The following is a 20820-nucleotide window of genomic DNA, read 5'->3' as shown; positions in this document are numbered from 1 at the left end:
CTCAGCGCGCGGGCGCGACCTGGATCGGCTGTTCGGCCCAGCGTTCGACCGAGCCGTCACGGCCGGTGATCTCGAGTCCGAGCCAGTGGCGACCGGGCGCAAGCGTCGCCGGATCGATCGTCGCGCTGAAACCGATGTCGACGCCCGCGGGATCGCGGGATCTGCCGGCCAGAAACTGCTCGACGATCCAGGGATTCGGCGCGCCGTACTGCGCCTGCGCAACCGGCGCACCGTCGAGGGTGATCGCGATCGCGGCGACGCCGCTGCCGTCCTTGACCGCCCAGCCGCGCACTTCGAACGGCGCATCGACGCGCGCGCCCGCCAGCGGTGTGTCGACATGGGCGAGCGCCGGCGTGACGCAGTCGCCCTCGCCCGACGTCGCATCCGCATCGAAGCGCGAGAGGATGAAACGCTGCGCGCCGCGGTCCGCGTTGACGACGCGCGACACCGGCAATGCGCCCATGCGCGCACAGATCGTCTGGTAGCGCTGCAGCAGTGCACTGAACTTCACGTCGTTGGCGCCGGTGACGAGCAGCACCGGGCGTCCGGCCAGTTCGGCGCGATCGTCGAGCTGCAGATGCCACAGCTGCAGCTGCGGCGCGCGACCGTGGTGGCGGTTGAGCGGATGGTCGAGCACCCGGATGCGCGGATCGCCAAGCGCGAAGCCGAGTTCGGCGCCGATCTTGAAGTTGTCGGCCACGAGCACCGTGTCGGCCGGCATGGCCGCGAGCTCTTCGCGCACCGCATCGGCCAGCGTGTCCCAACCTGCGAAGTTCGATGGGTACCACTTCAGACCCGCGCTGCGCTCGCGCACTTCGGGCGCGGACACCGCGGCGTAGTACCCCACCACACCGACGAAGCCGAGCGCCAGCGTCACCCACGTGGCGATGCGCAGCCAGCGCGGCCACGTCATCAGCACGAAGCCCACCAGCGGCAGCAGCGCGAGATAGCCCGGCAGCGGCCAATGGAAACTCGCGCGTTCGGTGTCGGCGACGAAGCCGAGCGCGAAGAAGCCGAGCACCATCAACCCGCCGGAGATCGCGAGAAAGCGCGCCGCATCGTCCGGCGCGCGGCGCAGACGCCAGGCCGCGACCAGCAGTGCGGCGAACAGCAGCGGCGTCACCATCACCGCCTGGATCACGATGAACTGCCAGCCGTCGGCATGCAGCGCCCACGGATGCCGATCGACCATCTGGAAGCGCAGTCCGGCTTCGGCGTTGTCGACGTTCCACACCAGCAGCGGAATCCATGCCGCGGCGCCGGTCGCGATGGCGATCCACACGCGCGGGTCGCGCAGCGCTTCGCGACCCTTGGCGATCGCGAGCAGCGCGACGATGCCGACGCCGATCACCGCGATGAAGCGGTAGTGGCTCAGTGCGCCGAGCGACAGGCCGAGCGCGAGCAGCAGGGCGCCGCCGTGGGTCACGCCGCGCAGCAGGCGCACGCCCGCGTCCAGACACAGCACGGTCGCCAGCGCGAGCATCGCGTCGGGCAGCGCCATCACGCCGAGCGAACCGAGCAGCGGCAGCAACAGCGCCGCGCATCCGGACAGCCACGCGGACTGCGGATCGAACTCGCGCGCGGTCAGGCGCACCACCAGCCAAGGCACCAGCGCCGAGATCGCGATGAAGGGCAGACGGACCGCGAGCAGACCGTCGCCGAAGACTTCGGTGCCGATGCGGATCAGCCACGCGGTCAGGCCCGGCAGATCGGAATAGGCGAACGCGGGGTGCTGGCCTTCGAGCCAGTAGAACGCCTCGTCGACGAACAGCGGCAGCCGCGCGGCGATGGCCAGTTTCAGCAGCACGATCGTCGTCCACAGCACGACGAACACCGTGCGCATTTCCATCCGCCGCATTGAACTCGACCTCGCTACACTCGGGGGGACCGCCGCAGGAGCACATGCATGCCCGACCCGACGACGCCCGCCATGCTAACCGACACCCAGCGTGAAGCCCTGTCGTCATCGCTGGTCCAGGTGAACCGGCTGGTGCTCGGCAAGGAGACGGCGGTGACGATGAGCTTCGTCGCATTGCTCGCCGACGGCCACATCCTGATCGAGGATCTGCCCGGACTCGGCAAGACCACGCTGGCCCATGCGATCGCGGCGACGGTCGGCCTAGACTTCCAGCGCGTGCAGTTCACCTCCGACCTGTTGCCGTCGGACGTCGTCGGCGTCTCGGTCTACGAAGGCAGCGCGCGCCGCTTCGAATTCCACGGCGGCCCAGTGTTTACCAACGTGCTGCTGGCCGACGAGATCAACCGCGCACCGCCGCGTACCCAGAGCGCGCTGCTCGAGGCCATGGCCGAGCAGCAGGTCACCGTCGACGGCACCACGCATGCCCTGCCCGATCCGTTCTTCGTCATCGCCACGCAGAACCCGGTGGATCTTTCGGGCACGTATCCGCTGCCCGATTCGCAGCTCGACCGTTTCCTGCTGCGGCTCACGCTCGGCTACCCCGATCGCGATGCCGAACGTGCGCTGCTCTCGGGCAGCGACCGGCGCACGCTGATCGCCGAAACGCTGCCACGGCTCGGCGCCGATGACCTGCTCGCGCTGCGCCGCGCAGTCACGGCGATCCACGCGAGCCCGGCACTGATCGATTACGTGCAGGCGCTGATGGGACGCAGCCGTCAGCATCCCGGCGTCCGCGTGGGCCTGTCGCCGCGCGCCGGTCTCGCGCTGTTGCGCGCGGCCCGTGCACTCGCATTGCTGCAGGGCCGCGATCACGCGCTGCCCGACGATGTGCAGACACTGTTCCCGCTGATCGCCAGCCACCGCCTGGTCGCCGAGGCCGATGCGGCCGGCGACGGACTGGCGGCGTCGATCCTGCAGGCCGTGCCGGTCGACTGATGCCCGCGTTCGCCGGCCTGCGCCGTCGTGTCGAAAGCTGGGCGCGTCCGCGCCGGCCGGAAGTGTTGCCGGCGCGTCTGGATCGCAGGCGCATCTATATCCTGCCGACGGGCTTCGGCGCGTTCGTCACCGCGCTGCTGGCGACGATGGCGATCGGCGCGCTCAACTACAACAACAATCCGGCCCTGTTGCTGTGCCTGTTGCTGGTCGGCGCCGCGATGGCCAGCCTGTTGTGGACGCAGTTGCAGCTCAGCGGTCTCGAGATCCGTGCGGTGCACGGCGAACCGGTCGCGGCCGGCACGCCGATGCCGCTGCACGTGCACGTCGAAGCGGCGCCCGGCCGCGAGCGTCGCGGTCTGCGCGTGGCGATCGGCGACAGCGCGGCGCCGCTGTCGCTCGGCGCATCCGGCGGCGAAGCGACCGTCTCCTTGCCGACGGTCCGTCGCGGCTGGCTGACGTCGCCGCGGCTGCGCATCAGCACCACACGCCCGCTGGGGTTGGCACGTGCGTGGTCGTGGGTCTGGCCGACGGCACGCTTTCTCGTCTACCCCGCGCCGGAGGCAGCCGGCCCGCCGTTGCCTGAGGGTGGCGGCGACGAAGCGCAGGCCCGGCTCAATCCGGCCGGCGAGGAGCTGCATCATCTGCGCGACTGGCGCTCGGGCGATGCGCCACGGACCATCGCGTGGAAAGCATCGGCGCGGCGCGATGCGCTGATCGTGCGCGAGTTCGAGCGCCCGCAGGGCGATGACCTGACGCTGGACTGGCAGCGTCTGGGCACGCTCGACCCCGAATCGAAGATCCGCCGGTTGGCGCGCTGGGTCGACGAGGCCGAACGCGAGGCCGTGCGCTATCGGCTGCAGTTGCCCGGCCAACCGGTGATCGGTCCCGATCGCGGCGCTGCGCATCGCCATGCCTGCCTGCGCGCGCTCGCGTTGCTGCCGGACGCCGGCTGATGGCGCGCACCGCGCTCGCACTCGATACCGCCGGCCGACGCTGGTCGCTGACTGCCGCGGCCGTCTGCCTGCTGCCGCTGCTGCTGCAGTTGCCGATGCCGTTGCCGCTGGTCATCGCCGGCGCCGGCGCGATCGCCGCGGCCATGGCGTCGCGGCGCGCGGCGCCGGGGTGGCTGCGCACGGTGCTGGCGCTGGCCGTGTTCGGCCTCGTGCTCGCGCAGGGCGGGATGAACGTCGGCCGCGACACCGGCTGCGCCCTGCTCGCCGGCATGCTCGCGATCAAGCCGTCCGAACTGCGCACCGTGCGCGATGCCCGCAGCCTGCTCGGCTTCGCGTTGTTCGCACCGTTCGCGACGTTCCTGCTCGACCAGGGGCCACTGTCCCTCGCGCTCGGTCTTGTCGGCGCAGTGCTCGTGCTGGCGGCACTCGCGCGTTTGTCGGAACAGGAATCGGGACTGCCGGCGGCCGGCGTGCGCCACGCCACGCGCATCGGCATCGTCGCGCGATTGATCGCGATCGGTCTGCCGCTTGCACTCGCCGCGTTCTGGCTGTTCCCGCGTCTCGCGACGCCGCTTTGGGGTATTCCCGATCTGTCGACCGCGCGGCCCGGCCTGTCGGACGAGATGTCGCCCGGCGACTGGATCGACCTCATCGCCGACGACACCCCTGCGATGCGCGTGACCTTCCGCGGCGCGGAACCCTCGACGCGCGAGATGTACTGGCGCGGCCCGACGCTGACGCAGTACGACGGCCGCAGCTGGACGGCGTCGCACTGGCTGCGCAGCCTGCCGCCGGCAACGGTCGAACACGGCGCGCCGACCTGGAACTACGAGATCGCGCTGGAACCGACCGAGCGCAACCTGCTGGTCGCACTGGAGATGCCGCTCGCATTTCCCGACGGCATGCGCGCCGCGCACGAATACACGCTGACCAGCGAACGCCGGCTCGACCGGGTGACCCGCTGGCAGCTGCGGTCCGCGCCGCCGACCCGCTTCGAAGCGGACCTGCCCGATTCGCTGCGCCGGCTCGCATTGCAACTGCCCGCTGACTTCAATCCACGCACGCGGGCGCTGGCGCAGCAGTGGCGTGCCGAAACGAACGACGACGGCGCTCTCGTCGACCGCGCGCTCGCCTGGATCCGCAGCGATTTCGCCTACACGCTCGACACACCGCTGCCCGGCCGCCACGCCGTTGACGAATTTCTCTTCGACTACCGCGCCGGTTTCTGCGAACACTTCAGTTCCGCCTTCGCGGTGCTGATGCGCGAGGCCGGCATTCCCACGCGCGTCGTCACCGGCTACACGGGCGGCACCCGCAACCGCTTCGGCAACTACTGGATCGTCCGGCGCATGGATGCCCACGCCTGGAACGAAGTCTGGCTCGAAGGCCGCGGCTGGGTGCGCGTCGATCCGACCGCAGCCGTCGCGCCCGAGCGTATCTACGACACGCTGGAAGACCGGCTCGGCGCCGGTGGCGGTGGCGGTGCTGCGCTGTTGCCGATGGCCGACCTCGGCGACTGGGCACGGCGCGCGTGGAACGATTTCGTGCTCGGTTTCGACGCCGCGCGCCAGCAGCGCATGCTCCAGCGCATCGGGTTCGAAAACATCGACACCGGCGGCCTCGCCGCGCTGTTCTCGCTGTGCGCAGCGCTGGCGCTGGGCTGGATGCTGTGGCTGGTCGCGCGGACAGAACGCGAGCGCGATCCGCTGCTGCGCGCCTGGCATCGACTGGGCCGCCGGTATGCGCGCCTCGGTCTGGCACGCGAACGGCACGAGCCTGCGATCGCCTGGGCCGAACGCGTCCGGGCCGCGCGCCCGCACGAGGCCGCGCTCGTCGCCCTCACCCACCGTTTCGTCGCGGCCCGCTACGCTCCGGCGGCGTCCGACGCGACGCTGGTGCGGGCACTGCGCACGCACCGTCCAGCCCGGGAGACCGCTCGATGACCGCCCTTCGCCTGCTGCCCGTTGTCGCCGGCGCCCTGCTGCTCGGCGCATGCGCGTCCCAACCGAAACCGCTGCAGGGCGGCTACGTCGAAGCGCTGACCCCGCACGCCGCCGTACAGGGCGAGCACACCGGCGCGATGGTGCGCTGGGGCGGGCGTATCGTGCAGGTGGAACCGCGCACCGACGCGACCTGCTTCGAGATGATCGCCACGCGCCTGACCGCGACCGGCCGGCCGTACTGGGCCAGCGACGACACCAATGGCCGCTTCATTGCCTGCCGCGCCGGCTTCTACGATCCGGCGGTGTTCGAGGTCAACCGCGAAGTCACCTTCACCGGCCGCATCGCCGGCTACGACTCTCGCCGTGTCGGCGCGTACGACTACCGCTTTCCGCGCGTCGAGGCCGACGTGGTCTATCTGTGGCCGAAGCGCGAGCGCGTCGACGTGATCACGCGCCCGGCGCCATGGCCGTGGTGGGGTTACTGGTGATCGTCGTTCTGTAGAAGCGCGCGGTTGCGGATCACGCTGCAGTGCCAAAGCGCCCCAGCGGCGCGCCGGCCAGCAGATGCAGATGGATCTGGAACACCGTCTGCCCGCCGTGTGCGTTGCAGTTCATGACGATGCGGTAGCCGTCTTCAGCGAACCCCTGCGCTTTCGCATACCGGACGGCCGCAACCGCCAGCCGCCCGATGATCTCGGGCGCGTCGACCGGCACGTCATTGAGCGTGGCGAAATCCTGTTTCGGCACGAACAGCACATGCACCGGCGCCTGCGGCGCGATGTCTCGGAACGCGATGACGTGGTCGTCCTCGAAGACGATGTCGGCCGGAATCTCGCGCTGGATGATCTTGTGGAAGATGGTGGTCATGGGCTTCTGGAATCGAGCGAGGGTTCCGAAAAGCATACGTCACCGCTCACGGCACCACGCCCCCGCGAACGCCCGCCGTCGACGGGTAACCGGTCATCCGACGCCCGAACTTCGATGCTCAGGCAACTTCGCTGCGACTGCCGAAGGCATGCGACAGCGTGCCGCGATCCACGTATTCCAGTTCGCCGCCGAGCGGCAGACCATGCGCGGGGCGGCTGGGGCGCACGCCGTGCTGGCGCGCGATCTGCGCCAGGTAATGCGACGTCGCCTCGCCCTCGACGGTCGGGTTGGTCGCGATGATCAGTTCCTGCACCTCGCCTTCGGCCAGCCGCGCGCCGAGCAGGTCGAGCCCGAGCTCGTGCGGACCGATGCCATCGAGCGGACTCAGCCGGCCCTGCAACACGAAGTAGAACCCGCGAAAGCCCGTGGCCTGCTCGATCGCGAGCCGGTCGGCCGGCGTCTCGACCACGCACAGCGTTTGCGAATCGCGCGCGGCGCTGCTGCAGGTCGGGCAGACCGGCGTTTCGCTGAAGTCACGACACCGCTGGCAATGGCCGATCTTCTCGACCGCTTCGGCCAGCGCCGTCGCGAGCCGCGCGCCACCTTCGCGCCCGCGTTCGAGCACGTGGTAGGCCATGCGCTGTGCGGACTTCTGCCCGACGCCGGGCAGCACACGCAACGCATCGATCAATTGTTCGAGCAGGGCGGACATGCGGTTGCTGATTCGTCAGAGGTGATGCGTGAGGGCCAAGAAGCTGGCAGCGCGCGGCCTGTCACCTCGGATCACGAATCACTGCAGCTCAGAACGGCAGCTTCATGCCGGGCGGCAGCGGCATGCCGGCGGTCGCGCCCGACATGCGGCTCTTCGACTCTTCGTCGACCTTGTTCGACGCGTCGTTGAACGCGGCGGCGATGAGATCTTCGGCCATTTCCGGGTCCGACAGCACGCTGGGATCGATGCGCACTTTGCGACATTCCTTGTTGCCGGTCAGCGTGACCGCGACCATGCCGCCGCCGGCGCTGCCCTCGACTTCGAGACTGGCGAGCTCCTGCTGCACGCGCTGCATGTTCTCCTGCATCTTCTGCGCCTGCTGCATCAACTGGGCAATGTTTCCACGCATCACTGGAATCCTCGTTCTTCAAAAGGGCGTATCGAATCGGGCACCAGTCTGGCGCCCTGCTGCGACATCAGTCGCTGCACGTCCGGATCGGACATGAAACTGGTTTCCGCGTTCGACTGCCGCGCATCGCGCTCGCGCGCATTGCGTTCGTGCAGCGTCACGGTTTCGCTGGCGGCCGCGGTCTCGAAGCGGATCTGCGGCGCGCCGCCGAGCGGGCCGGCGAGTGCCTCGCAGAGCTGGTGGACCATGATCGGCGCTTTCAGATGCTCGTCCGCTTCGGGCAACGCGAGCCGCAGCACGGCGCCGTCGAGCGAGACGAAGGCAGCGCTCGCGGCGAGTTCGCGCACCGGTCCGCGCAGTGGCAGGTCGGCGACGAGATCGAGCCACTGGTGGGCGTCGAGCGTGCGCAGTTTCGCAGTGACGGCCGGCGGCGATGCTTCGGCCCGCGGCGTGGCGACCGGCGGCGGCTCGACGGGCGGCGCAGCGCGCGCAGGTTCAGGCGCCGGACGCACAGCACGCGTTTCGACGACCGCAGGTGGCGGTGCCAGCGTAGGTGCGGCCTGCAGCGACGGCGCGACTGCGCGCGGTGAAACTGCAGACTCGGCCGCCACCTGTGCCCCCAATGCAGCACGCGCCGCGGCAGGACCGCTCGTACGGTGGCCGCTGCCCGCGGCCCGCGCAGCAGCGCCGCCTTCGGCAGGCCGGAACGCGAGCATGCGCAGCACGGTCATCTCGAAGCCGGCGCGCGGACTCGGCGCCAGGCCGACGTCGCGGCGTCCGTTGAGCGCCATCTGGTACCAGAGCTGCACGACTTCCGGACGTACCGCCGCTGCGATCGCATCGACATCGACGCCGTCGTTATCGACTGAAACTTCCGGCACCAGCTGCCGCACCTGGATGCGATGCAGCGCTTCGGAGACCGCGTCGAGTACGCCGCCCCAGTCGGGCGAAAATTCGGCCAATGTCGCGACCTCGGCGAGCAGCGCCGCACCATCGCCATCGGCCAAGGCAGACAGCAGCGCACCGACGCGCGTGCGATCGACGCTGCCGAGCATCGTCGCTACTGCCGCATCACCGAGCGCGCCGCCCTCGCCGCCCGCGCCGGTATAGGCGATGGCCTGGTCGAGCAGGGACAGCCCGTCGCGCAGGCTGCCATCGGCGGCCTTCGACAGCTGGCGGATCGCACCGGCCTCGACCGCGATGCCTTCGGCCTCGAGGATCCGCGTCATCTGACCCTGGATCTGCTGCTCGTCGAGCCGCTTGAGGTTGAACTGCAGGCAGCGCGACAGCACGGTGACCGGCAGCTTCTGCGGATCGGTCGTCGCCAGCAGGAACTTCACATGCCCCGGCGGCTCTTCCAGCGTCTTGAGCAGCGCGTTGAACGCCGACTTCGACAGCATGTGCACTTCGTCGATCAGGTAGACCTTCACCCGGCCGCGCGAGGGCATGTACTGCGCGTTGTCGATCAGCTCGCGCACGTCGTCCACGCCGGTGTTGCTGGCGGCGTCGATCTCGAGCAGATCGATGTAGCGGCCCGCGTCGATCGCGCGGCAGGTCTCGCACTCGCCGCAGGGATCGGACGACGTGCCCGTCTCGCAGTTCAGGCTCTTGGCGAAGATGCGCGCGATCGTGGTCTTGCCGACGCCACGGGTGCCGGTGAACAGGAAGGCGTGATGCACGCGGCCGGTTTCCAGCGCATTGGTCAGCGCACGGACCACGTGCTCCTGGCCGACGAGCTCGGCGAACCGCTTCGGACGCCACTTCCGGGCGAGGACGAGATAGGACATCCCCGTATTCTGCCACGCCCCCAACGGTTCCTTGTGACCGCAGGCGCCGACGGATAGAATGGCCGGCCCGCGGCGTCCCGACGCCGTTGCGCAGCGCCCAGGCGCTCCGCGAAGGGCCAGTTCTGGAGAGGTGTCCGAGCGGTTGAAGGAGCACGCCTGGAAAGTGTGTAAGCGTCTAAACCGCGCTTCGGGGGTTCGAATCCCCCTCTCTCCGCCAGAAACGCAAACGCCCCCCTCGTGGGGCGTTTTGCGTTTCTGGCGGAGAGAGGGGGTGAGAGAACCCTCGCGGGTTCGACGGATTCGCCCGGAGCGAATCCGGACAGCCGAATGGCTGGCCCCGCAGGCGCACTGCGCCGGCGGGGTGAGGCCCATGGATGGGCCGAGCAATCCGCCCATTGCGCGACCCGCTTGCCCGATCTTCGATCGAGCCAAGTCAAAATAGCTCCCAGCGTGACCAGACATTCGTCTGTTGGAAGCCACTGGGATGACGACCCTGCGTTCGTAGGTGCTGCAACTCAACGGACTCGCTGCCCAGGCACGAAACCCCGATCGCCCCCTCCAACAACACGTTCACGCATCACAGCGTATCGCTGCACGACCGAAGGGCCCGCGCTCCCAGTCCGCATCCGGCGCCCGCCCGCATCGCATCCCATCCGGAGATCCGCCATGCTGACCCGTCGTCTCGCCGCCCCGCTGCTGATGTCCATCGCACTGCCACTGTCCACGTTCGCCATGGCCCAGACCACTCCGTCGACTCCACAGGACACGCCCGAGCCCGCCGCAACCGCGACACCCGCGCCCGTCGAAGGCAGTTGGCGACTGGTCTCCTACGAAGTCGAGGTCAAGGCAGGCGGCGAGACCTTTCCGCCGATGGGCGACCAGCCGACCGGCTACGTGATGTTCGCGCCCGAAGGCCGCGTGTGGTTCGTGCTGACCGGCGAGGGTCGCGAGCCGGGCGAGAGTGCGCAGGAAAAGGCGCGCCTGCTGGAAACCGTGATCGCCTATACCGGCCGCTACCGGATCGAAGGCGACACCTGGATCACCGCGGTGGATGTGGCATGGAATCCGGCGTGGGTCGGCACCGAGCAGCGCCGGCAGTTCAAGCTCGACGGCGATCGCCTGCAGGTACTGACGCCGTGGCGGGTCATGCCGAACTGGGCCGACAAAGGCGAGACGCGCAGCATCATCACCTTCGAGCGTGCACGCGAGACGCGTTGAGACTCGATGCGGCGGATCGGCACGCGCGTCCATCCGCCGGATGCACTGCGATCCGTGACCGGAATTCGCTGGCGACTGCCGGACAAGGTGATGACCCCGCCGACTGACCTCGGCGCCCGCATCGACCGATACCGTTGCTGCCTTCCGGCCCTGGCGGGATTTTCGATCTAGCGTCGCGAGGGGCCGACGGGGCCACCATGGAGGCACGCATCGGGCCGTGCGCCCGACCCCGCCATGACGACGGGACGCGGAGTCTAGCAGGCCCGCGACGACTCGCCTATCCGCTGCGAGCGATCACGGCGCGCCTACGCGCTCGACCTCGGGCGTGCCGGCCTGCTGGCTGAACCGGAATGCATAGGACAGGCGCACCGCGGTCGGGGTTTCGACGACGCCCTCGGCCTGACAGGGATCAGTGCCATCGAATGGTTCCGGCGCCACGCACAGCAACGCGGGCGCATACGTCCACTGGCGCACGGCGGCGAGCGCTGCATCGGTGAACGGTGCGATCTCGATCGCCTCCGGCAGCGCGCAGTCCGCATCGGTGCGCGGCGCAGCTGCGGCCACCGCGCCCGTCGCGTCGATTGCGGCATCGATGCACACCACGACCGGCGCAAGACGCAGAATCAGTTGATCCGCTGGATAGACCGGCATTGCCGCAGGCATGTCGAGATTGGGATGGATGAAACGGCGATTGCGCTGCATGTCCATGCGCCGCGTATCCGCGGCCGGCTCCATCAAGGACGCGCCGACTGCACCCTGCGGTGGCGGCTCGGGCGGTTGGGCCGGTTCGACCGGCGGCGACGAAGCGCAACCGGCGAGGCCTGCGATGCAGACGAGCACACCGATGCCGCGGATCAAGGCGCGACCTCGCCCGGTGCCAGCGCCAGCGCCAGCGCATCGGGTTCGCGCCCCGTCGTCCAGTAATCGAGAACGTTCCAGTCGCGCGTATCGATCACGGCAATCCGGTCGGCACCGCTGATCGCGACATAGGCACGCGGCGTGTCCGGATCGACGATCGCGCCGATCGGCAGCGGCCCGTTGCCGAGCAGCGTCGTCTGCAGCGCGGCATCCTTCGGTGCCAGTGCGACCGACGCCACAGCGCGGCGGGAGGCAACGTCGAACACCGACAGCGTCGCGGCGGTCGCGTTGGTGACCAGCGCATGCCGACCATCGGGCGTGAACGCGACGCGGATCGGGAATCCCGCACTCGGCAGGGTCGCGACGATCTCGAGCGATTCGGGGTCGTGCACGGTCACGATGTCGTCGGCGCGATTGGTCACCCAGACGCGTCCGTCGGGCGCAACGGCGATGCCCTCCGCGCCGGCGCCCGCCGACCGCTCCGCGGTCGCACGCATGGTCGCCAGACCCACGCGCACGACGGTGCCCGCGCGGATCTTGCTGACGTATGCGAACGCGCCGTCCTTCGACACTGCGACCATGTGACCGATGCCGTCGCCGACCTCCGCGACGCCCGTCACCGCTCCGCGCGTGATGTCGACGCGCAACAGCGCGCCGCTGCTTTCTGTCGTGACCAGCGCATCGCCATCGGCCAGCAGTTGCAGGCCATGCGGGCGCCCGTGGGTGCCCAGGTCGATGGTGCGCGTATCGCCTTCGACGAGATCGATCACCGTCAGCGCGTGATGCGCGTCCTGGTGACCGTAGGTGGTAACGACAGCGGTGCGGCCATCGCGCGAGACTGCGATCTCGTGCGGCGCCGGGCCGGTCGCGTACTCGGCGAGGCGTGCGCCCGTCGCGCGATCGAGTGCCCAGACGGTATCGGCCGACTTGTTGCCGACCAGCAGTCGCGGCGCGGCATGCGCGCTGCACAAGGCCGCGACCAGCACCGCAGCGAGGGCGAGCCGCCTCATGCGTCACCGCCGCGCGGCGACTCGGGATGCAGCCAGCCGGCATCGCCGTCGGCATAGCGTTCGTGCTTCCAGATCGGCACGCGATCCTTGATCTCGTCGATGATGTAGCGGCAGGCGTCGAACGCCGCGCCTCGATGCGCGGCGGTCACGCCGACCCACACCGCCATGTCGCCGATCGCCAGGTCGCCGATGCGGTGCACGCACAGCGCCGCGCACAGGTCGAAGCGCTCGCGCGCCTCGGCGACGACCTTGGCGCCTTCGGCCTCGGCCAGCGCGACATAGGATTCGTAACGCAGGCCGAGCACGGGGCGCCCGTCGTTGTGGTCGCGCACCCAGCCTTCGAAGCTCGCGAACGCGCCTGCACGATCGTGCTGCACGCGGCGGCGCAGCGGTGCCAGATCGACCGGCGCATCCGCCAGCCAGAATTCTCGAGTGTCCATGCTCAGCCTCCGCTGACCGGTGGAATGAACGCGATCTCGCTGCCGGCCTGCAGCGCATCGTCCCAGCGCGCAAACGTGCCATCGACGGCAACGCGCAGACGCTCGACCGGCAACACGAAGCCGTGGCGCGCACGCAGTTCCGCGTACAGCGTGCGCAGGTCGGCCGCGTCTGTGGTCCAGGTTTCCTCGCCCTGCCCCGCGGCATCGCGCAGGCTGGCGAAATACAGCACGCGCACGTCGCTCATCGCGCACCGCCCGCGATCGATCCGACATCGCGCTTGCCGCCGCGCTTTCCGACCAGTTTTGCCGGGCCCAGCACGATCGCGTGCGACAGCGCCTTGCACATGTCATAGACGGTCAGCGCCGCAATGGTCGCGCCGGTCAGCGCCTCCATCTCCACGCCGGTGCGGTGCGTGGTCTTCACCGTGCATTCGATGCGCAGCTCGCGTTCGCCCAGCCAATCGATCGCGATGGCGATGCCGTCGATCGGCAACGGATGGCAGAACGGAATCAGTTCGTGCGTGCGCTTGACCGCCATCGTGCCGGCGATGATCGCGGTGTCGACGATGCCGCCCTTCGCGCTCTTCAAACCGTTGGCGTGCAACTGCGTGGCGACATCGGCGGGAAAGCGCACGCGGCATTCGGCGCTGGCGACACGCGCAGTGGACGCTTTCGCGGACACGTCGACCATGGTCGGTCGGCCGGCGGCGTCGATGTGGGTCAGCGCTGCGGGCGCTTTCGGTTTCGTGCGGGCCATGCGCCTGCGTCGTGACTGCGGAAAGCGGATGTTACCGGGGCCGGTCTGAAGTGGCTCGCGACACCTGGAGTTCGATGACGAAAATCCGATTCGAAACATGCACGGATCGAGTACCGGAAATCCGGAAGGCTAGACGGCGGCCCTGAAGGTCTTCCCGTCATTCCGGCGACAGCCGGAATCCAGCGACTTGCCTACCCTCGCTCAGTCTGGCCGCACTCGGCGAGACCCGCGTAGAGGCCCTGGATTCCGGCTTCCGCCGGAATGACGATCAAGGCTGCAGTGGAGATGTTTGCGCCCCTGACAGAACAAGCTCAGCCGCCGACCAGAAACATCTCGACGTGCTTGCGCGGCGCGCGCACGCTGCCGCGCAATTCGCTGTAACGATCGGCGCGGCGCGACCACAGATCGGCCAGCCGCGAGGAGAATGCCGCTTCGCCATCGCCGAGCCAGCTGCGCATCGGCTGGCCGCTGCCGGAGAACAGGCAGGTGTAGAGGCTGCCGTCGGCCGAGACGCGGGCACGCTGGCAGTCGCCGCAGAACGGCGCGGTAACCGAACTGATGAAGCCGATCTCGCCGGCGCCGTCGATGAAGGCATGCCGCTCGGCCACTTCGCCGCGGTAGTTCGCATCCAGCGCGCGCAGCGGCCAGCGCGCGTCGATGCGTGCGTGCAGTTCACGCGACGGTACGACGCGCGCGCGATCCCAGCCATTGCAGGTGCCGACGTCCATATACTCGATGAAACGCAGCACATGGCCGCTGCCGCGGAAATGCGCGGCCATGCGTTCGACTTCGTGGTCGTTGACGCCGCGCTGGACGACGCAATTGAACTTGATCCCTGTGAATCCCGCGCGCTCGGCGGCCGCGATGCCGGCGAGCACGTCGTCGATCTCGCCGCGTCCGCCCGACAGCGTGCGGAACAGATCCGGATCGAGCGCGTCGAGACTGATGGTCAGCCGCTGCAGGCCGGCATCGCGCAGGGCCTGCGCATGGCGCGCCAGCAGCGACGCGTTCGTGGTCATCGCCAGGTCGGTGATGCCCGGCACCTTGGCCAGGCGTTCGACAAGCGCCGGCAGGTTCTTGCGCAGCAGCGGCTCGCCGCCGGTCAGGCGCAGCTTGTGCATGCCCAGTCGCGCGAAGCCGCGCACCAGGGTCTCGATCTCGTCGAAGGACAGCCGCCCGGCCTGGTCGAAGCCGTAATCGTCGGGCACGCGATCGGCCGGCATGCAGTAGCCGCAGCGGAAATTGCAGGCTTCGATCACCGACAGGCGCAGGTCGTGCAGCGGACGTCCAAGCCGGTCGAGGGGCGCCTGGGGCAGATGTGGCAGGGCGCTCATGCGACCGGAGCCTGGACCACGCCCGGTGGACGCAGCGCGAAACGGGCGCCCGGCCGGGCGATCCGATGCCCGCGCGCTTCCAGTGCAGCGCCGTCGGCTTCGGAGGCGTAGTGATACAGCACGCAGCGCGCGAGCAGCTCGCGCGGATACTCGCGCTGCAGATCCTCGATGCCACTGTGCGACGGGTTGCCGTGCAGGCCGCAGTCGTGGGCGACCAGTTCGTCGCGATCGGCAAAGCGCGCCAGCATCTCGGGAATCGGCCGCGTGTCGCCGCTCCACACCAGACTGCCCGGCACGCGCATGCCGTACGCGGTCTCGGGCCAGTGATGGCGTACCGGGAACACCTCCAGTCGCACGCCGTCGTGCCAGAACGCATCGCCGACCGGGATGAGCTGGAACGCATCCCAGAAGTTCGCGCCCCCTTCGGCCAGCACGTTCGGGTAATCGCCTACCCGCTTGTGCAGCAGCGGCACCACCGGCGCCGGCACGTAGATCGGCAGGCGACCGCGGCGTGCAGGGTCGAAGTAGCGGTCGACGAACAGGCGCTCGAAGCCGGCCACGTGATCCAGATGTACATGGGTGACGAACAGCGCGCGCGGCGCTTCGCCGTAGTGATCGAGATACGCGGTCAGACCTTCGGCGCCGCAGTCGATCGTCAGCCAGGGCGCGCCCTCGCATTCGATCGTGGCCATCGGCGAACCGAGCGCCACCGCCGACGCGTTGCCGACGCCCTGGAACCGCAGCGCCCAGTCGTCACCGCCCGCCATCAGGTGCCCCGGCTCCACAGCGCGTCGTAGGAGCGGCGCAGCCGTGCGAAATCCTGCTCGACGTCCGCCTCCGGTCGCGTGCCACGCAGCTTCAGCAACGAGCGCTTGAGGCGCGCAAGATTCTGTTCGCGCCAGCGGGTCTCGGGAATGCGCAGCGCGCCCCGGTCGAGATCGATCAACCAGCCCTTGCCGACCCCATCGAACAGGATGTTGTGGGCGTTGAGATCGGCATGGTCGAGCCCGGCGCGGTGGAAGCGCGCGATCAGGCGGCCGGTCTGTTCGAGCGGCGCATCCGCGGGCGCTTCGGCCATGTGATCGGCCAGCGAGCGTACGTCGGGGATCCGCTCCATCAGGATCCAGGCCCGATAGGAGAGTCCACGCCGCAGATAGCTCGCGGCGATCGGCTGCGGCACCGGCAGATCGCGTCGCAGCAGTTCACGCAGCAGGCGGAACTCGACGAAGCTGCGCACATGCTGCGTGCCGCGCCACAGATGCTGGTCGCGGTTGAAACGCCCGACCATGCCGCCGCGCAGGTACTGCCGCAGCACGCAGGGACCATGCGAGGCGTCGATGAACCAGGCGCCACCGCGGCCACTGCCGTCGACGCGCTGCGCGCGATCGCCCCAGGCATCGGGATCGAACCAGCGCGGATCGGCTTGCCGCAGCTGTGTGCCGTCGAACAGAATGGCTCCGTACGTGCCCGCCTGCCCGCTCGCGCGATCGCCCGCCGGTATCGGCGTCAGGCTCTCGGCGGGATCGAATCTGCTCATCGACGCGAGTCTATCAAGCCTTGACGCCCGCCCTGCCCGGTTCCGACACCCCGACGGTGGCTTCCAGCCCGCACGCGCGGCCGCGTTCGATCTGCCTGCTGCGCCTGTCCGCGCTGGGCGATGTCACCCACGTGCTGCCGCTGATCCGCACGCTGCGCGCGGCCTGGCCGGATGTCGCCTTGACGTGGGTGATCGGCAAGGGCGAACACCGTCTGCTCGACGGGCTGCCGGGCGTGGATTTCGTGGTCTACGACAAGAAGACCGGCATCGCCGGCATGCGCGCGATGCGCCGCGAACTGAAGGCGCGCCTGGGGCCGGCGGAACGCTTCGATGCCCTGCTGCAGATGCAGGTCGCCGCGCGCGCGAACCTGCTGTCTGCGTTCATTCCCGCGCGGGTGCGCGTGGGCTATGACGCTGCGCGCTCCAAGGATCTGCACGGTCTCTTCATCAACACGCGCATCGCCGATCGCCCCGGTATCCACGTGCTCGACGCACTGGGCAGCTTCTCCGAACCGCTCGGACTGCGGCAGGATCGCGTCGAATGGGACGACATGCCGGTGCCCGCCGAGGCCTTCGAATGGGCGCGCGCGCAATGGCCCGACGACGGCCGCCCGGTGCTGATGATTTCGCCGTGCTCCAGCCATGTGCGTCGCAACTGGTATCCGGATCGCTACGCCGCACTCGCCGATCACGCCGCCGACGCCGGCTGGCGCATCGTGCTGTGCGGGGGGCGCAGCGATCTGGAGCGGCAGACCACCGACGCGATCCTCGCGGCGATGCGCCACGACGCGCTCGATCTGGTCGGCAAGGACACGCTCAAGCAGTTGCCCGCGCTGCTGTCGCGTGCACAGCTGCTGGTCACGCCGGACTCCGGCCCGATGCACATCGCCAATGCGATGGGCACCAAGGTGCTGGGCCTGCACGCGGCCAGCAATCCCGAGCGCAGCGGCCCGTATTCCGACCGCCGCTTCTGCGTGGACCGCTACGACGAGGCCGCCCGCAAATTCCTCGGCAAACCCGCCGCGGACCTCAAATGGGGCACGAAGATCGAGTTCGACGACGTGATGGCGCTGGTCACCGTGGACGACGCGATTACCGCCTTCGAACGCCGCCGCGCCGATCTGGAGCAACACTGATGGACCCCATCGTCGCTGGCCTGCTCGCCACCCTCGTCGGCGCGATCGTCGGCGGCGCGGTCAGCTTCCTGCTCAACCGGCAACTGCACGCGCAGCAGCTCGAACGTCTGCGCACCGAGCACAAGACCGAGTTCGCCGCCGAGGACACCGCGCGGCATTTTCTCGGCCATCGCGGCTACACCGACCGCTCCTTCGACGTGCTGCGCAAGCATCTGGGCGGATTCGAGGACGACGAACTGCGGCGCATCCTCGTGCGCGCCGGCGCCGTACGCACCTATCGCGACGACGGCAGCGAATGGTGGCGGCTGCTCAGCCGCATGGACGAATACATCGAACACAAGGCGCGGCGCGCGGACGCTGCCGCTACCGACTGAGTCTCACGGCGCGGCCTGACCGCTCCGGTAATCGGCGTACGACTTCTCTTCGACGTAGGCCGAGCCCAGCGCCAGATTGATCGCCTTCTTGATCCGCGCGCGCTCGTCGTTCTCGAGATACACGCTGCGCGCCAGCTGCACGAAGTCCTCGCCGAATTCGCCAGCGCGCTCCTTGACCCGCACCGCGTCCTCGATGTCCCACAGGCGCTCGTTGACCGCCTTGAGGTCCGCGCGCAGCCGCACGATGTCGTGGCCCGCGGCCGGGTGCGCCATCCACGTCTGCTCCAGCGCGCTCAGCTCGGTCCGCACGTTGGCGAGCTTGGCGGGATCGTCCATCCGCTCGGACTTGATCTGCAGGATCGAGAGCTTGTCGAGGAGTTCGCCGAACGAAACGGGGACGGTGATTTCGGACATGGACAGCGCCGTGTAGGTGAACGGGCCCGCCAGTGTAACGCCGCGCTTGTCGCCCACGCGGAGCGCCCGTATGATTGCGCCCCCGGACGCCGCGAGGCGATCGGGGACCATCTGGAGAGGTGGCAGAGCGGTTGAATGTACCTGACTCGAAATCAGGCAGGCGTTTATAGCGCCTCGGGGGTTCGAATCCCCCCCTCTCCGCCAGATTCGCAAACGCCCCGAAAGGGGCGTTTTGCGTTTCTGGCGGAGAGGGGCGGATGGAGAACCCCCGCGGGTTCGACGGATCGGCAGGATTGCCGATCCGGACAGCCGCAGGCTGCCCCGAAGGGGCGAGGCCCATGGATGGGCCGAGTCAATCCCCCGGTAGACGAGCGCGCAACAACTGACAGACGCGAAGCTGCGCTTCACCACTAAACCCAAGACACCACGCGCAGAACTTTCGCTGACACCCGTTCGATCGCCTCAAATCAGAATGGATGACCAGCCTTCCCGCTATCGAAAGACGCCTCCAACGTCCGCTGGGATGACGTCGCTCCACCAACGTGCCTCGATCACCCCACGCAATGCACCACGTGCACGACGCTTGCCCTATGCTCCCGAACGGGTCCACCGTCACAATACCGAATGCGCCTCTCCTCCCCGTTCCGGACGCTCCGTATCGTGTCTCGCGCCATCCGCCGACCCGCGCTGGCCGCGCAGAGGGAGCCGTCGCGTTGTCAGCGACAGACACCCCAATCCGGCTTCGCCAGGGGACACGCATGATCGAGTTCGGCCACCTGACGCATGTGGGCCTGCGGCGAGACCTCAACGAGGACACCTATTACGGCGACAGCGAGCTCGGGCTGTGGCTGATCGCCGATGGCATGGGCGGTCACGAATACGGCGAGGTCGCCAGCGCGCTCGCCCGGGAAACCATCGTCCGCGAGATTCGCCAGGGCACCGCGTTGCCGCAGGCGATCCGCATCGCCGACGAGGAGATCATCCGCGCCTCGCGCCGCCGCAACGACAGCCTGCCGATGGGCACGACGGTCGTGGCCGCGCGCGTGACCGGCAATCGATTCGAAGTCGCGTGGGTCGGCGACAGCCGCGTCTACCTGTGGCGCGACAACAAGCTCGCGCAGCTGTCGCAGGACCACAGTTACGTCCAGGAACTCATCGCCCAGGGCGCGATCAGCATCGACCAGGCGCGCAGCCATCCGCATCGCAATGTGGTGACCCAGGCGCTGGGCGTCACCGATCCGCAGACGCTCAACGTCGAGACCCTGTCGGGCGAGCTGAGCGCCGGCACCCAGCTGCTGCTGTGCAGTGACGGGCTGACCGAGGAAGTCGACGACCGCGCGATCTCGCGGGTGCTGGCGCATCTGGAATGCAGCGCGCAGGAGTGCGTCGATGGCCTCGTGGCCGCGGCGCTCGATGGCGGCGGCTCGGACAACGTCACCGTGATCCTGATCCGCCGGCACTGATCGCCGGCGCGGATTTCAGGCCGTCTCCAGTTCCACCGGCGCGTCCACGGGCGCCCACAGACACACGCCCGCTTTCTTCCGGATCGATTCGATCCGCGCTGCATGTGCGGCGAGCTCGTCGGCTTGCACCCTCAGCACTGGCCGCGCGCCGACAGGCTGCGAGAGCACGATGTGGCTCGTGTCGCGCTCCGGCTCGACCGCTGCGCCGAAGCCGATCTCGTGCTGGCCGGCGGTGAGTGCGAGGTACACCTCGGCCAGCAGCTGGGCATCGAGCAGCGCGCCGTGCAGCTGGCGATGCGCGTTGTCCACGCCGAGCCGGCGGCACAGCGCATCGAGCGAGTTGCGCTGGCCGGGATAGCGCTGGCGCGCGAGCAGCAGTGAATCCTCCACCGTCACCCGCTGGCGCAGCGTTCCGTAGTCCGGGCCCAGCAGCGAGAGTTCGTTGTCGAGGAAGCCGACGTCGAAGGCCGCGTTGTGGATGATCAGTTCGGCGCCTTCGATGAACTCCAGAAACGCGTCAGCAATGTCGGCGAACGGCGGCTTGTCGGCGAGGAACTCCAGACTCAGGCCGGTCACCTCGGCCGCGCCCTGTTCGAAATCACGGTCGGGCTTGATGTACTGGTGATAGGTGCGGCCGGTCGGGCGGCGCTCGACCAGTTCCACGCAGCCGATTTCGACGACGCGGTTGCCCTTCTTCCATTCCAGGCCGGTGGTTTCGGTATCGAGCACGATCTGGCGCATGCGTATCCTTCCG

23 protein-coding genes, 2 tRNA genes and 1 other RNA gene are annotated in these 20820 nt (G+C 69.0%); 10 read left to right on the top strand and 16 right to left on the bottom strand.

The features are described 5' to 3' along the window. Position 1: 1 nt before the first annotated feature. Positions 2 to 1843, bottom strand: a complete 1842-nt coding sequence (locus tag AC3A5T_RS07780) for an ArnT family glycosyltransferase (RefSeq protein ID WP_487628067.1) — start codon at positions 1841 to 1843, stop codon at positions 2 to 4. 63 nt (positions 1844 to 1906) lie between these two features. Here AC3A5T_RS07780 and AC3A5T_RS07775 point away from each other — a divergent pair, with 63 nt between their 5' ends. From AC3A5T_RS07775 to AC3A5T_RS07760, 4 genes are read left to right on the top strand one after another with little or no spacing between them, the layout of a single operon-like run. Next, the gene (locus AC3A5T_RS07775; RefSeq protein WP_487628066.1) at positions 1907 to 2854 is read left to right on the top strand and encodes an AAA family ATPase; all 948 of its coding nucleotides are present in this window, start codon (positions 1907 to 1909) and stop codon (positions 2852 to 2854) included. Beyond that, a complete protein-coding gene (locus AC3A5T_RS07770; protein ID WP_487628065.1) occupies positions 2854 to 3807 on the top strand; it encodes a DUF58 domain-containing protein in 954 nt (317 codons plus the stop codon). The genes AC3A5T_RS07775 and AC3A5T_RS07770 overlap by 1 nt, the downstream gene beginning before the upstream one ends. After that, positions 3807 to 5750 (top strand): transglutaminase TgpA family protein, encoded by a 1944-nt coding sequence (locus tag AC3A5T_RS07765; protein ID WP_487628064.1) that lies wholly within the window; start codon positions 3807 to 3809, stop codon positions 5748 to 5750. The genes AC3A5T_RS07770 and AC3A5T_RS07765 overlap by 1 nt, the downstream gene beginning before the upstream one ends. Then, the gene (locus AC3A5T_RS07760) at positions 5747 to 6238 is read left to right on the top strand and encodes a Slp family lipoprotein (protein ID WP_487628063.1); all 492 of its coding nucleotides are present in this window, start codon (positions 5747 to 5749) and stop codon (positions 6236 to 6238) included. The genes AC3A5T_RS07765 and AC3A5T_RS07760 overlap by 4 nt, the downstream gene beginning before the upstream one ends. 31 nt (positions 6239 to 6269) lie before the next feature. Here AC3A5T_RS07760 and AC3A5T_RS07755 read toward each other — a convergent pair whose 3' ends face one another. The 4 genes from AC3A5T_RS07755 to dnaX form a co-directional block, all read right to left on the bottom strand. Further along, positions 6270 to 6617, bottom strand: coding sequence for a histidine triad nucleotide-binding protein (locus tag AC3A5T_RS07755; protein ID WP_487628062.1), 348 nt, complete (start codon positions 6615 to 6617; stop codon positions 6270 to 6272). Between the two features lie 118 nt (positions 6618 to 6735). Continuing rightward, positions 6736 to 7329 carry a recombination mediator RecR gene (gene recR / locus AC3A5T_RS07750; RefSeq protein WP_487628061.1) on the bottom strand — a complete coding sequence of 198 codons (594 nt, stop codon included), beginning with the start codon at positions 7327 to 7329 and terminating at the stop codon, positions 6736 to 6738. A gap of 88 nt (positions 7330 to 7417) precedes the next feature. Next, the gene (locus AC3A5T_RS07745) at positions 7418 to 7738 is read right to left on the bottom strand and encodes a YbaB/EbfC family nucleoid-associated protein (RefSeq protein ID WP_487628060.1); all 321 of its coding nucleotides are present in this window, start codon (positions 7736 to 7738) and stop codon (positions 7418 to 7420) included. Beyond that, positions 7738 to 9525: a DNA polymerase III subunit gamma/tau gene (gene dnaX / locus AC3A5T_RS07740; RefSeq protein WP_487628059.1), complete on the bottom strand. Its 1788-nt coding sequence runs from the start codon at positions 9523 to 9525 to the stop codon at positions 7738 to 7740. The genes AC3A5T_RS07745 and dnaX overlap by 1 nt, the downstream gene beginning before the upstream one ends. Before the next feature lie 124 nt (positions 9526 to 9649). Between dnaX and AC3A5T_RS07735 the strand changes: the two genes are divergently transcribed. Beyond that, positions 9650 to 9742 (top strand) — tRNA-Ser (locus AC3A5T_RS07735). Between the two features lie 449 nt (positions 9743 to 10191). Further along, the gene (locus AC3A5T_RS07730) at positions 10192 to 10743 is read left to right on the top strand and encodes a lipocalin-like domain-containing protein (RefSeq protein ID WP_487628058.1); all 552 of its coding nucleotides are present in this window, start codon (positions 10192 to 10194) and stop codon (positions 10741 to 10743) included. A 93-nt stretch (positions 10744 to 10836) separates the two neighbouring features. Here the strand turns inward: AC3A5T_RS07730 and ffs are convergent. The 9 genes from ffs to AC3A5T_RS07685 all read right to left on the bottom strand — a co-directional run bounded on the left by ffs (position 10837) and on the right by AC3A5T_RS07685 (position 16679). Further along, positions 10837 to 10933, bottom strand: an RNA gene (gene ffs, locus AC3A5T_RS07725) — signal recognition particle sRNA small type. A gap of 104 nt (positions 10934 to 11037) precedes the next feature. Then, the gene (locus AC3A5T_RS07720) at positions 11038 to 11601 is read right to left on the bottom strand and encodes a hypothetical protein (RefSeq protein WP_487628057.1); all 564 of its coding nucleotides are present in this window, start codon (positions 11599 to 11601) and stop codon (positions 11038 to 11040) included. Beyond that, positions 11598 to 12611 (bottom strand): Vgb family protein, encoded by a 1014-nt coding sequence (locus tag AC3A5T_RS07715; protein ID WP_487628056.1) that lies wholly within the window; start codon positions 12609 to 12611, stop codon positions 11598 to 11600. The genes AC3A5T_RS07720 and AC3A5T_RS07715 overlap by 4 nt, the downstream gene beginning before the upstream one ends. Further along, positions 12608 to 13051, bottom strand: a complete 444-nt coding sequence (locus tag AC3A5T_RS07710) for a molybdenum cofactor biosynthesis protein MoaE (RefSeq protein ID WP_487628055.1) — start codon at positions 13049 to 13051, stop codon at positions 12608 to 12610. Before AC3A5T_RS07710 ends, AC3A5T_RS07715 begins: the two co-directional genes overlap by 4 nt. Positions 13052 to 13053: 2 nt before the next feature. Beyond that, a complete protein-coding gene (locus AC3A5T_RS07705) occupies positions 13054 to 13296 on the bottom strand; it encodes a MoaD/ThiS family protein (RefSeq protein ID WP_232135930.1) in 243 nt (80 codons plus the stop codon). After that, complete coding sequence (gene moaC / locus AC3A5T_RS07700) at positions 13293 to 13808, bottom strand: cyclic pyranopterin monophosphate synthase MoaC (RefSeq protein WP_487628054.1); 516 nt, start codon at positions 13806 to 13808, stop codon at positions 13293 to 13295. Before moaC ends, AC3A5T_RS07705 begins: the two co-directional genes overlap by 4 nt. A gap of 311 nt (positions 13809 to 14119) precedes the next feature. Further along, a complete protein-coding gene (gene moaA / locus AC3A5T_RS07695; RefSeq protein ID WP_487628053.1) occupies positions 14120 to 15142 on the bottom strand; it encodes a GTP 3',8-cyclase MoaA in 1023 nt (340 codons plus the stop codon). Then, entirely contained in the window at positions 15139 to 15909 is a 771-nt protein-coding gene (locus AC3A5T_RS07690; protein WP_487628052.1) for an MBL fold metallo-hydrolase, read from the bottom strand. The genes moaA and AC3A5T_RS07690 overlap by 4 nt, the downstream gene beginning before the upstream one ends. Continuing rightward, positions 15909 to 16679: a 3-deoxy-D-manno-octulosonic acid kinase gene (locus AC3A5T_RS07685; protein ID WP_487628051.1), complete on the bottom strand. Its 771-nt coding sequence runs from the start codon at positions 16677 to 16679 to the stop codon at positions 15909 to 15911. Before AC3A5T_RS07685 ends, AC3A5T_RS07690 begins: the two co-directional genes overlap by 1 nt. A 56-nt stretch (positions 16680 to 16735) precedes the next feature. Here AC3A5T_RS07685 and AC3A5T_RS07680 point away from each other — a divergent pair, with 56 nt between their 5' ends. Together AC3A5T_RS07680 and AC3A5T_RS07675 are read left to right on the top strand one after the other, a co-directional pair. Continuing rightward, complete coding sequence (locus AC3A5T_RS07680; RefSeq protein ID WP_487628050.1) at positions 16736 to 17815, top strand: glycosyltransferase family 9 protein; 1080 nt, start codon at positions 16736 to 16738, stop codon at positions 17813 to 17815. Next, positions 17815 to 18189, top strand: a complete 375-nt coding sequence (locus AC3A5T_RS07675) for a hypothetical protein (protein ID WP_487628049.1) — start codon at positions 17815 to 17817, stop codon at positions 18187 to 18189. The genes AC3A5T_RS07680 and AC3A5T_RS07675 overlap by 1 nt, the downstream gene beginning before the upstream one ends. A gap of 3 nt (positions 18190 to 18192) precedes the next feature. Here the strand turns inward: AC3A5T_RS07675 and AC3A5T_RS07670 are convergent, their stop codons facing one another. Further along, positions 18193 to 18603 carry a DUF6165 family protein gene (locus tag AC3A5T_RS07670; RefSeq protein ID WP_487628048.1) on the bottom strand — a complete coding sequence of 137 codons (411 nt, stop codon included), beginning with the start codon at positions 18601 to 18603 and terminating at the stop codon, positions 18193 to 18195. A gap of 113 nt (positions 18604 to 18716) precedes the next feature. Here AC3A5T_RS07670 and AC3A5T_RS07665 point away from each other — a divergent pair. Together AC3A5T_RS07665 and AC3A5T_RS07660 are read left to right on the top strand one after the other, a co-directional pair. Next, positions 18717 to 18807, top strand: a tRNA-Ser gene (locus AC3A5T_RS07665). A gap of 554 nt (positions 18808 to 19361) precedes the next feature. Continuing rightward, positions 19362 to 20066, top strand: coding sequence for a PP2C family protein-serine/threonine phosphatase (locus tag AC3A5T_RS07660; RefSeq protein ID WP_487628047.1), 705 nt, complete (start codon positions 19362 to 19364; stop codon positions 20064 to 20066). 15 nt (positions 20067 to 20081) lie between these two features. On the opposite strand, the gene dnaQ is transcribed toward AC3A5T_RS07660, so the two are convergent. Further along, complete coding sequence (gene dnaQ, locus AC3A5T_RS07655) at positions 20082 to 20807, bottom strand: DNA polymerase III subunit epsilon (protein ID WP_487628046.1); 726 nt, start codon at positions 20805 to 20807, stop codon at positions 20082 to 20084. Positions 20808 to 20820: the final 13 nt, after the last annotated feature.

This window comes from Luteimonas sp. Soil_C_16 (genome assembly GCF_057657295.1).
The sequence above is the reverse complement of the archived record's forward strand: the minus strand, read 5'-3'. Positions and strand labels throughout refer to the sequence as shown.

Excerpts from the sequence above, each read along its gene's own strand:
- AC3A5T_RS07780 (WP_487628067.1), bottom strand. The coding sequence starts at position 1,843 with ATGCGCACGGTGTTCGTCGTGCTGTGGACGACGATCGTGCTGCTGAAA.
- AC3A5T_RS07775 (WP_487628066.1), top strand. The coding sequence starts at position 1,907 with ATGCCCGACCCGACGACGCCCGCCATGCTAACCGACACCCAGCGTGAA.
- AC3A5T_RS07770 (WP_487628065.1), top strand. The coding sequence starts at position 2,854 with ATGCCCGCGTTCGCCGGCCTGCGCCGTCGTGTCGAAAGCTGGGCGCGT.
- AC3A5T_RS07765 (WP_487628064.1), top strand. The coding sequence starts at position 3,807 with ATGGCGCGCACCGCGCTCGCACTCGATACCGCCGGCCGACGCTGGTCG.
- AC3A5T_RS07760 (WP_487628063.1), top strand. The coding sequence starts at position 5,747 with ATGACCGCCCTTCGCCTGCTGCCCGTTGTCGCCGGCGCCCTGCTGCTC.
- AC3A5T_RS07755 (WP_487628062.1), bottom strand. The coding sequence starts at position 6,617 with ATGACCACCATCTTCCACAAGATCATCCAGCGCGAGATTCCGGCCGAC.
- recR (WP_487628061.1), bottom strand. The coding sequence starts at position 7,329 with ATGTCCGCCCTGCTCGAACAATTGATCGATGCGTTGCGTGTGCTGCCC.
- AC3A5T_RS07745 (WP_487628060.1), bottom strand. The coding sequence starts at position 7,738 with ATGCGTGGAAACATTGCCCAGTTGATGCAGCAGGCGCAGAAGATGCAG.
- dnaX (WP_487628059.1), bottom strand. The coding sequence starts at position 9,525 with ATGTCCTATCTCGTCCTCGCCCGGAAGTGGCGTCCGAAGCGGTTCGCC.
- AC3A5T_RS07730 (WP_487628058.1), top strand. The coding sequence starts at position 10,192 with ATGCTGACCCGTCGTCTCGCCGCCCCGCTGCTGATGTCCATCGCACTG.
- AC3A5T_RS07715 (WP_487628056.1), bottom strand. The coding sequence starts at position 12,611 with ATGAGGCGGCTCGCCCTCGCTGCGGTGCTGGTCGCGGCCTTGTGCAGC.
- AC3A5T_RS07710 (WP_487628055.1), bottom strand. The coding sequence starts at position 13,051 with ATGGACACTCGAGAATTCTGGCTGGCGGATGCGCCGGTCGATCTGGCA.
- AC3A5T_RS07705 (WP_232135930.1), bottom strand. The coding sequence starts at position 13,296 with ATGAGCGACGTGCGCGTGCTGTATTTCGCCAGCCTGCGCGATGCCGCG.
- moaC (WP_487628054.1), bottom strand. The coding sequence starts at position 13,808 with ATGGCCCGCACGAAACCGAAAGCGCCCGCAGCGCTGACCCACATCGAC.
- moaA (WP_487628053.1), bottom strand. The coding sequence starts at position 15,142 with ATGAGCGCCCTGCCACATCTGCCCCAGGCGCCCCTCGACCGGCTTGGA.
- AC3A5T_RS07690 (WP_487628052.1), bottom strand. The coding sequence starts at position 15,909 with ATGGCGGGCGGTGACGACTGGGCGCTGCGGTTCCAGGGCGTCGGCAAC.
- AC3A5T_RS07685 (WP_487628051.1), bottom strand. The coding sequence starts at position 16,679 with ATGAGCAGATTCGATCCCGCCGAGAGCCTGACGCCGATACCGGCGGGC.
- AC3A5T_RS07675 (WP_487628049.1), top strand. The coding sequence starts at position 17,815 with ATGGACCCCATCGTCGCTGGCCTGCTCGCCACCCTCGTCGGCGCGATC.
- AC3A5T_RS07670 (WP_487628048.1), bottom strand. The coding sequence starts at position 18,603 with ATGTCCGAAATCACCGTCCCCGTTTCGTTCGGCGAACTCCTCGACAAG.
- AC3A5T_RS07660 (WP_487628047.1), top strand. The coding sequence starts at position 19,362 with ATGATCGAGTTCGGCCACCTGACGCATGTGGGCCTGCGGCGAGACCTC.
- dnaQ (WP_487628046.1), bottom strand. The coding sequence starts at position 20,807 with ATGCGCCAGATCGTGCTCGATACCGAAACCACCGGCCTGGAATGGAAG.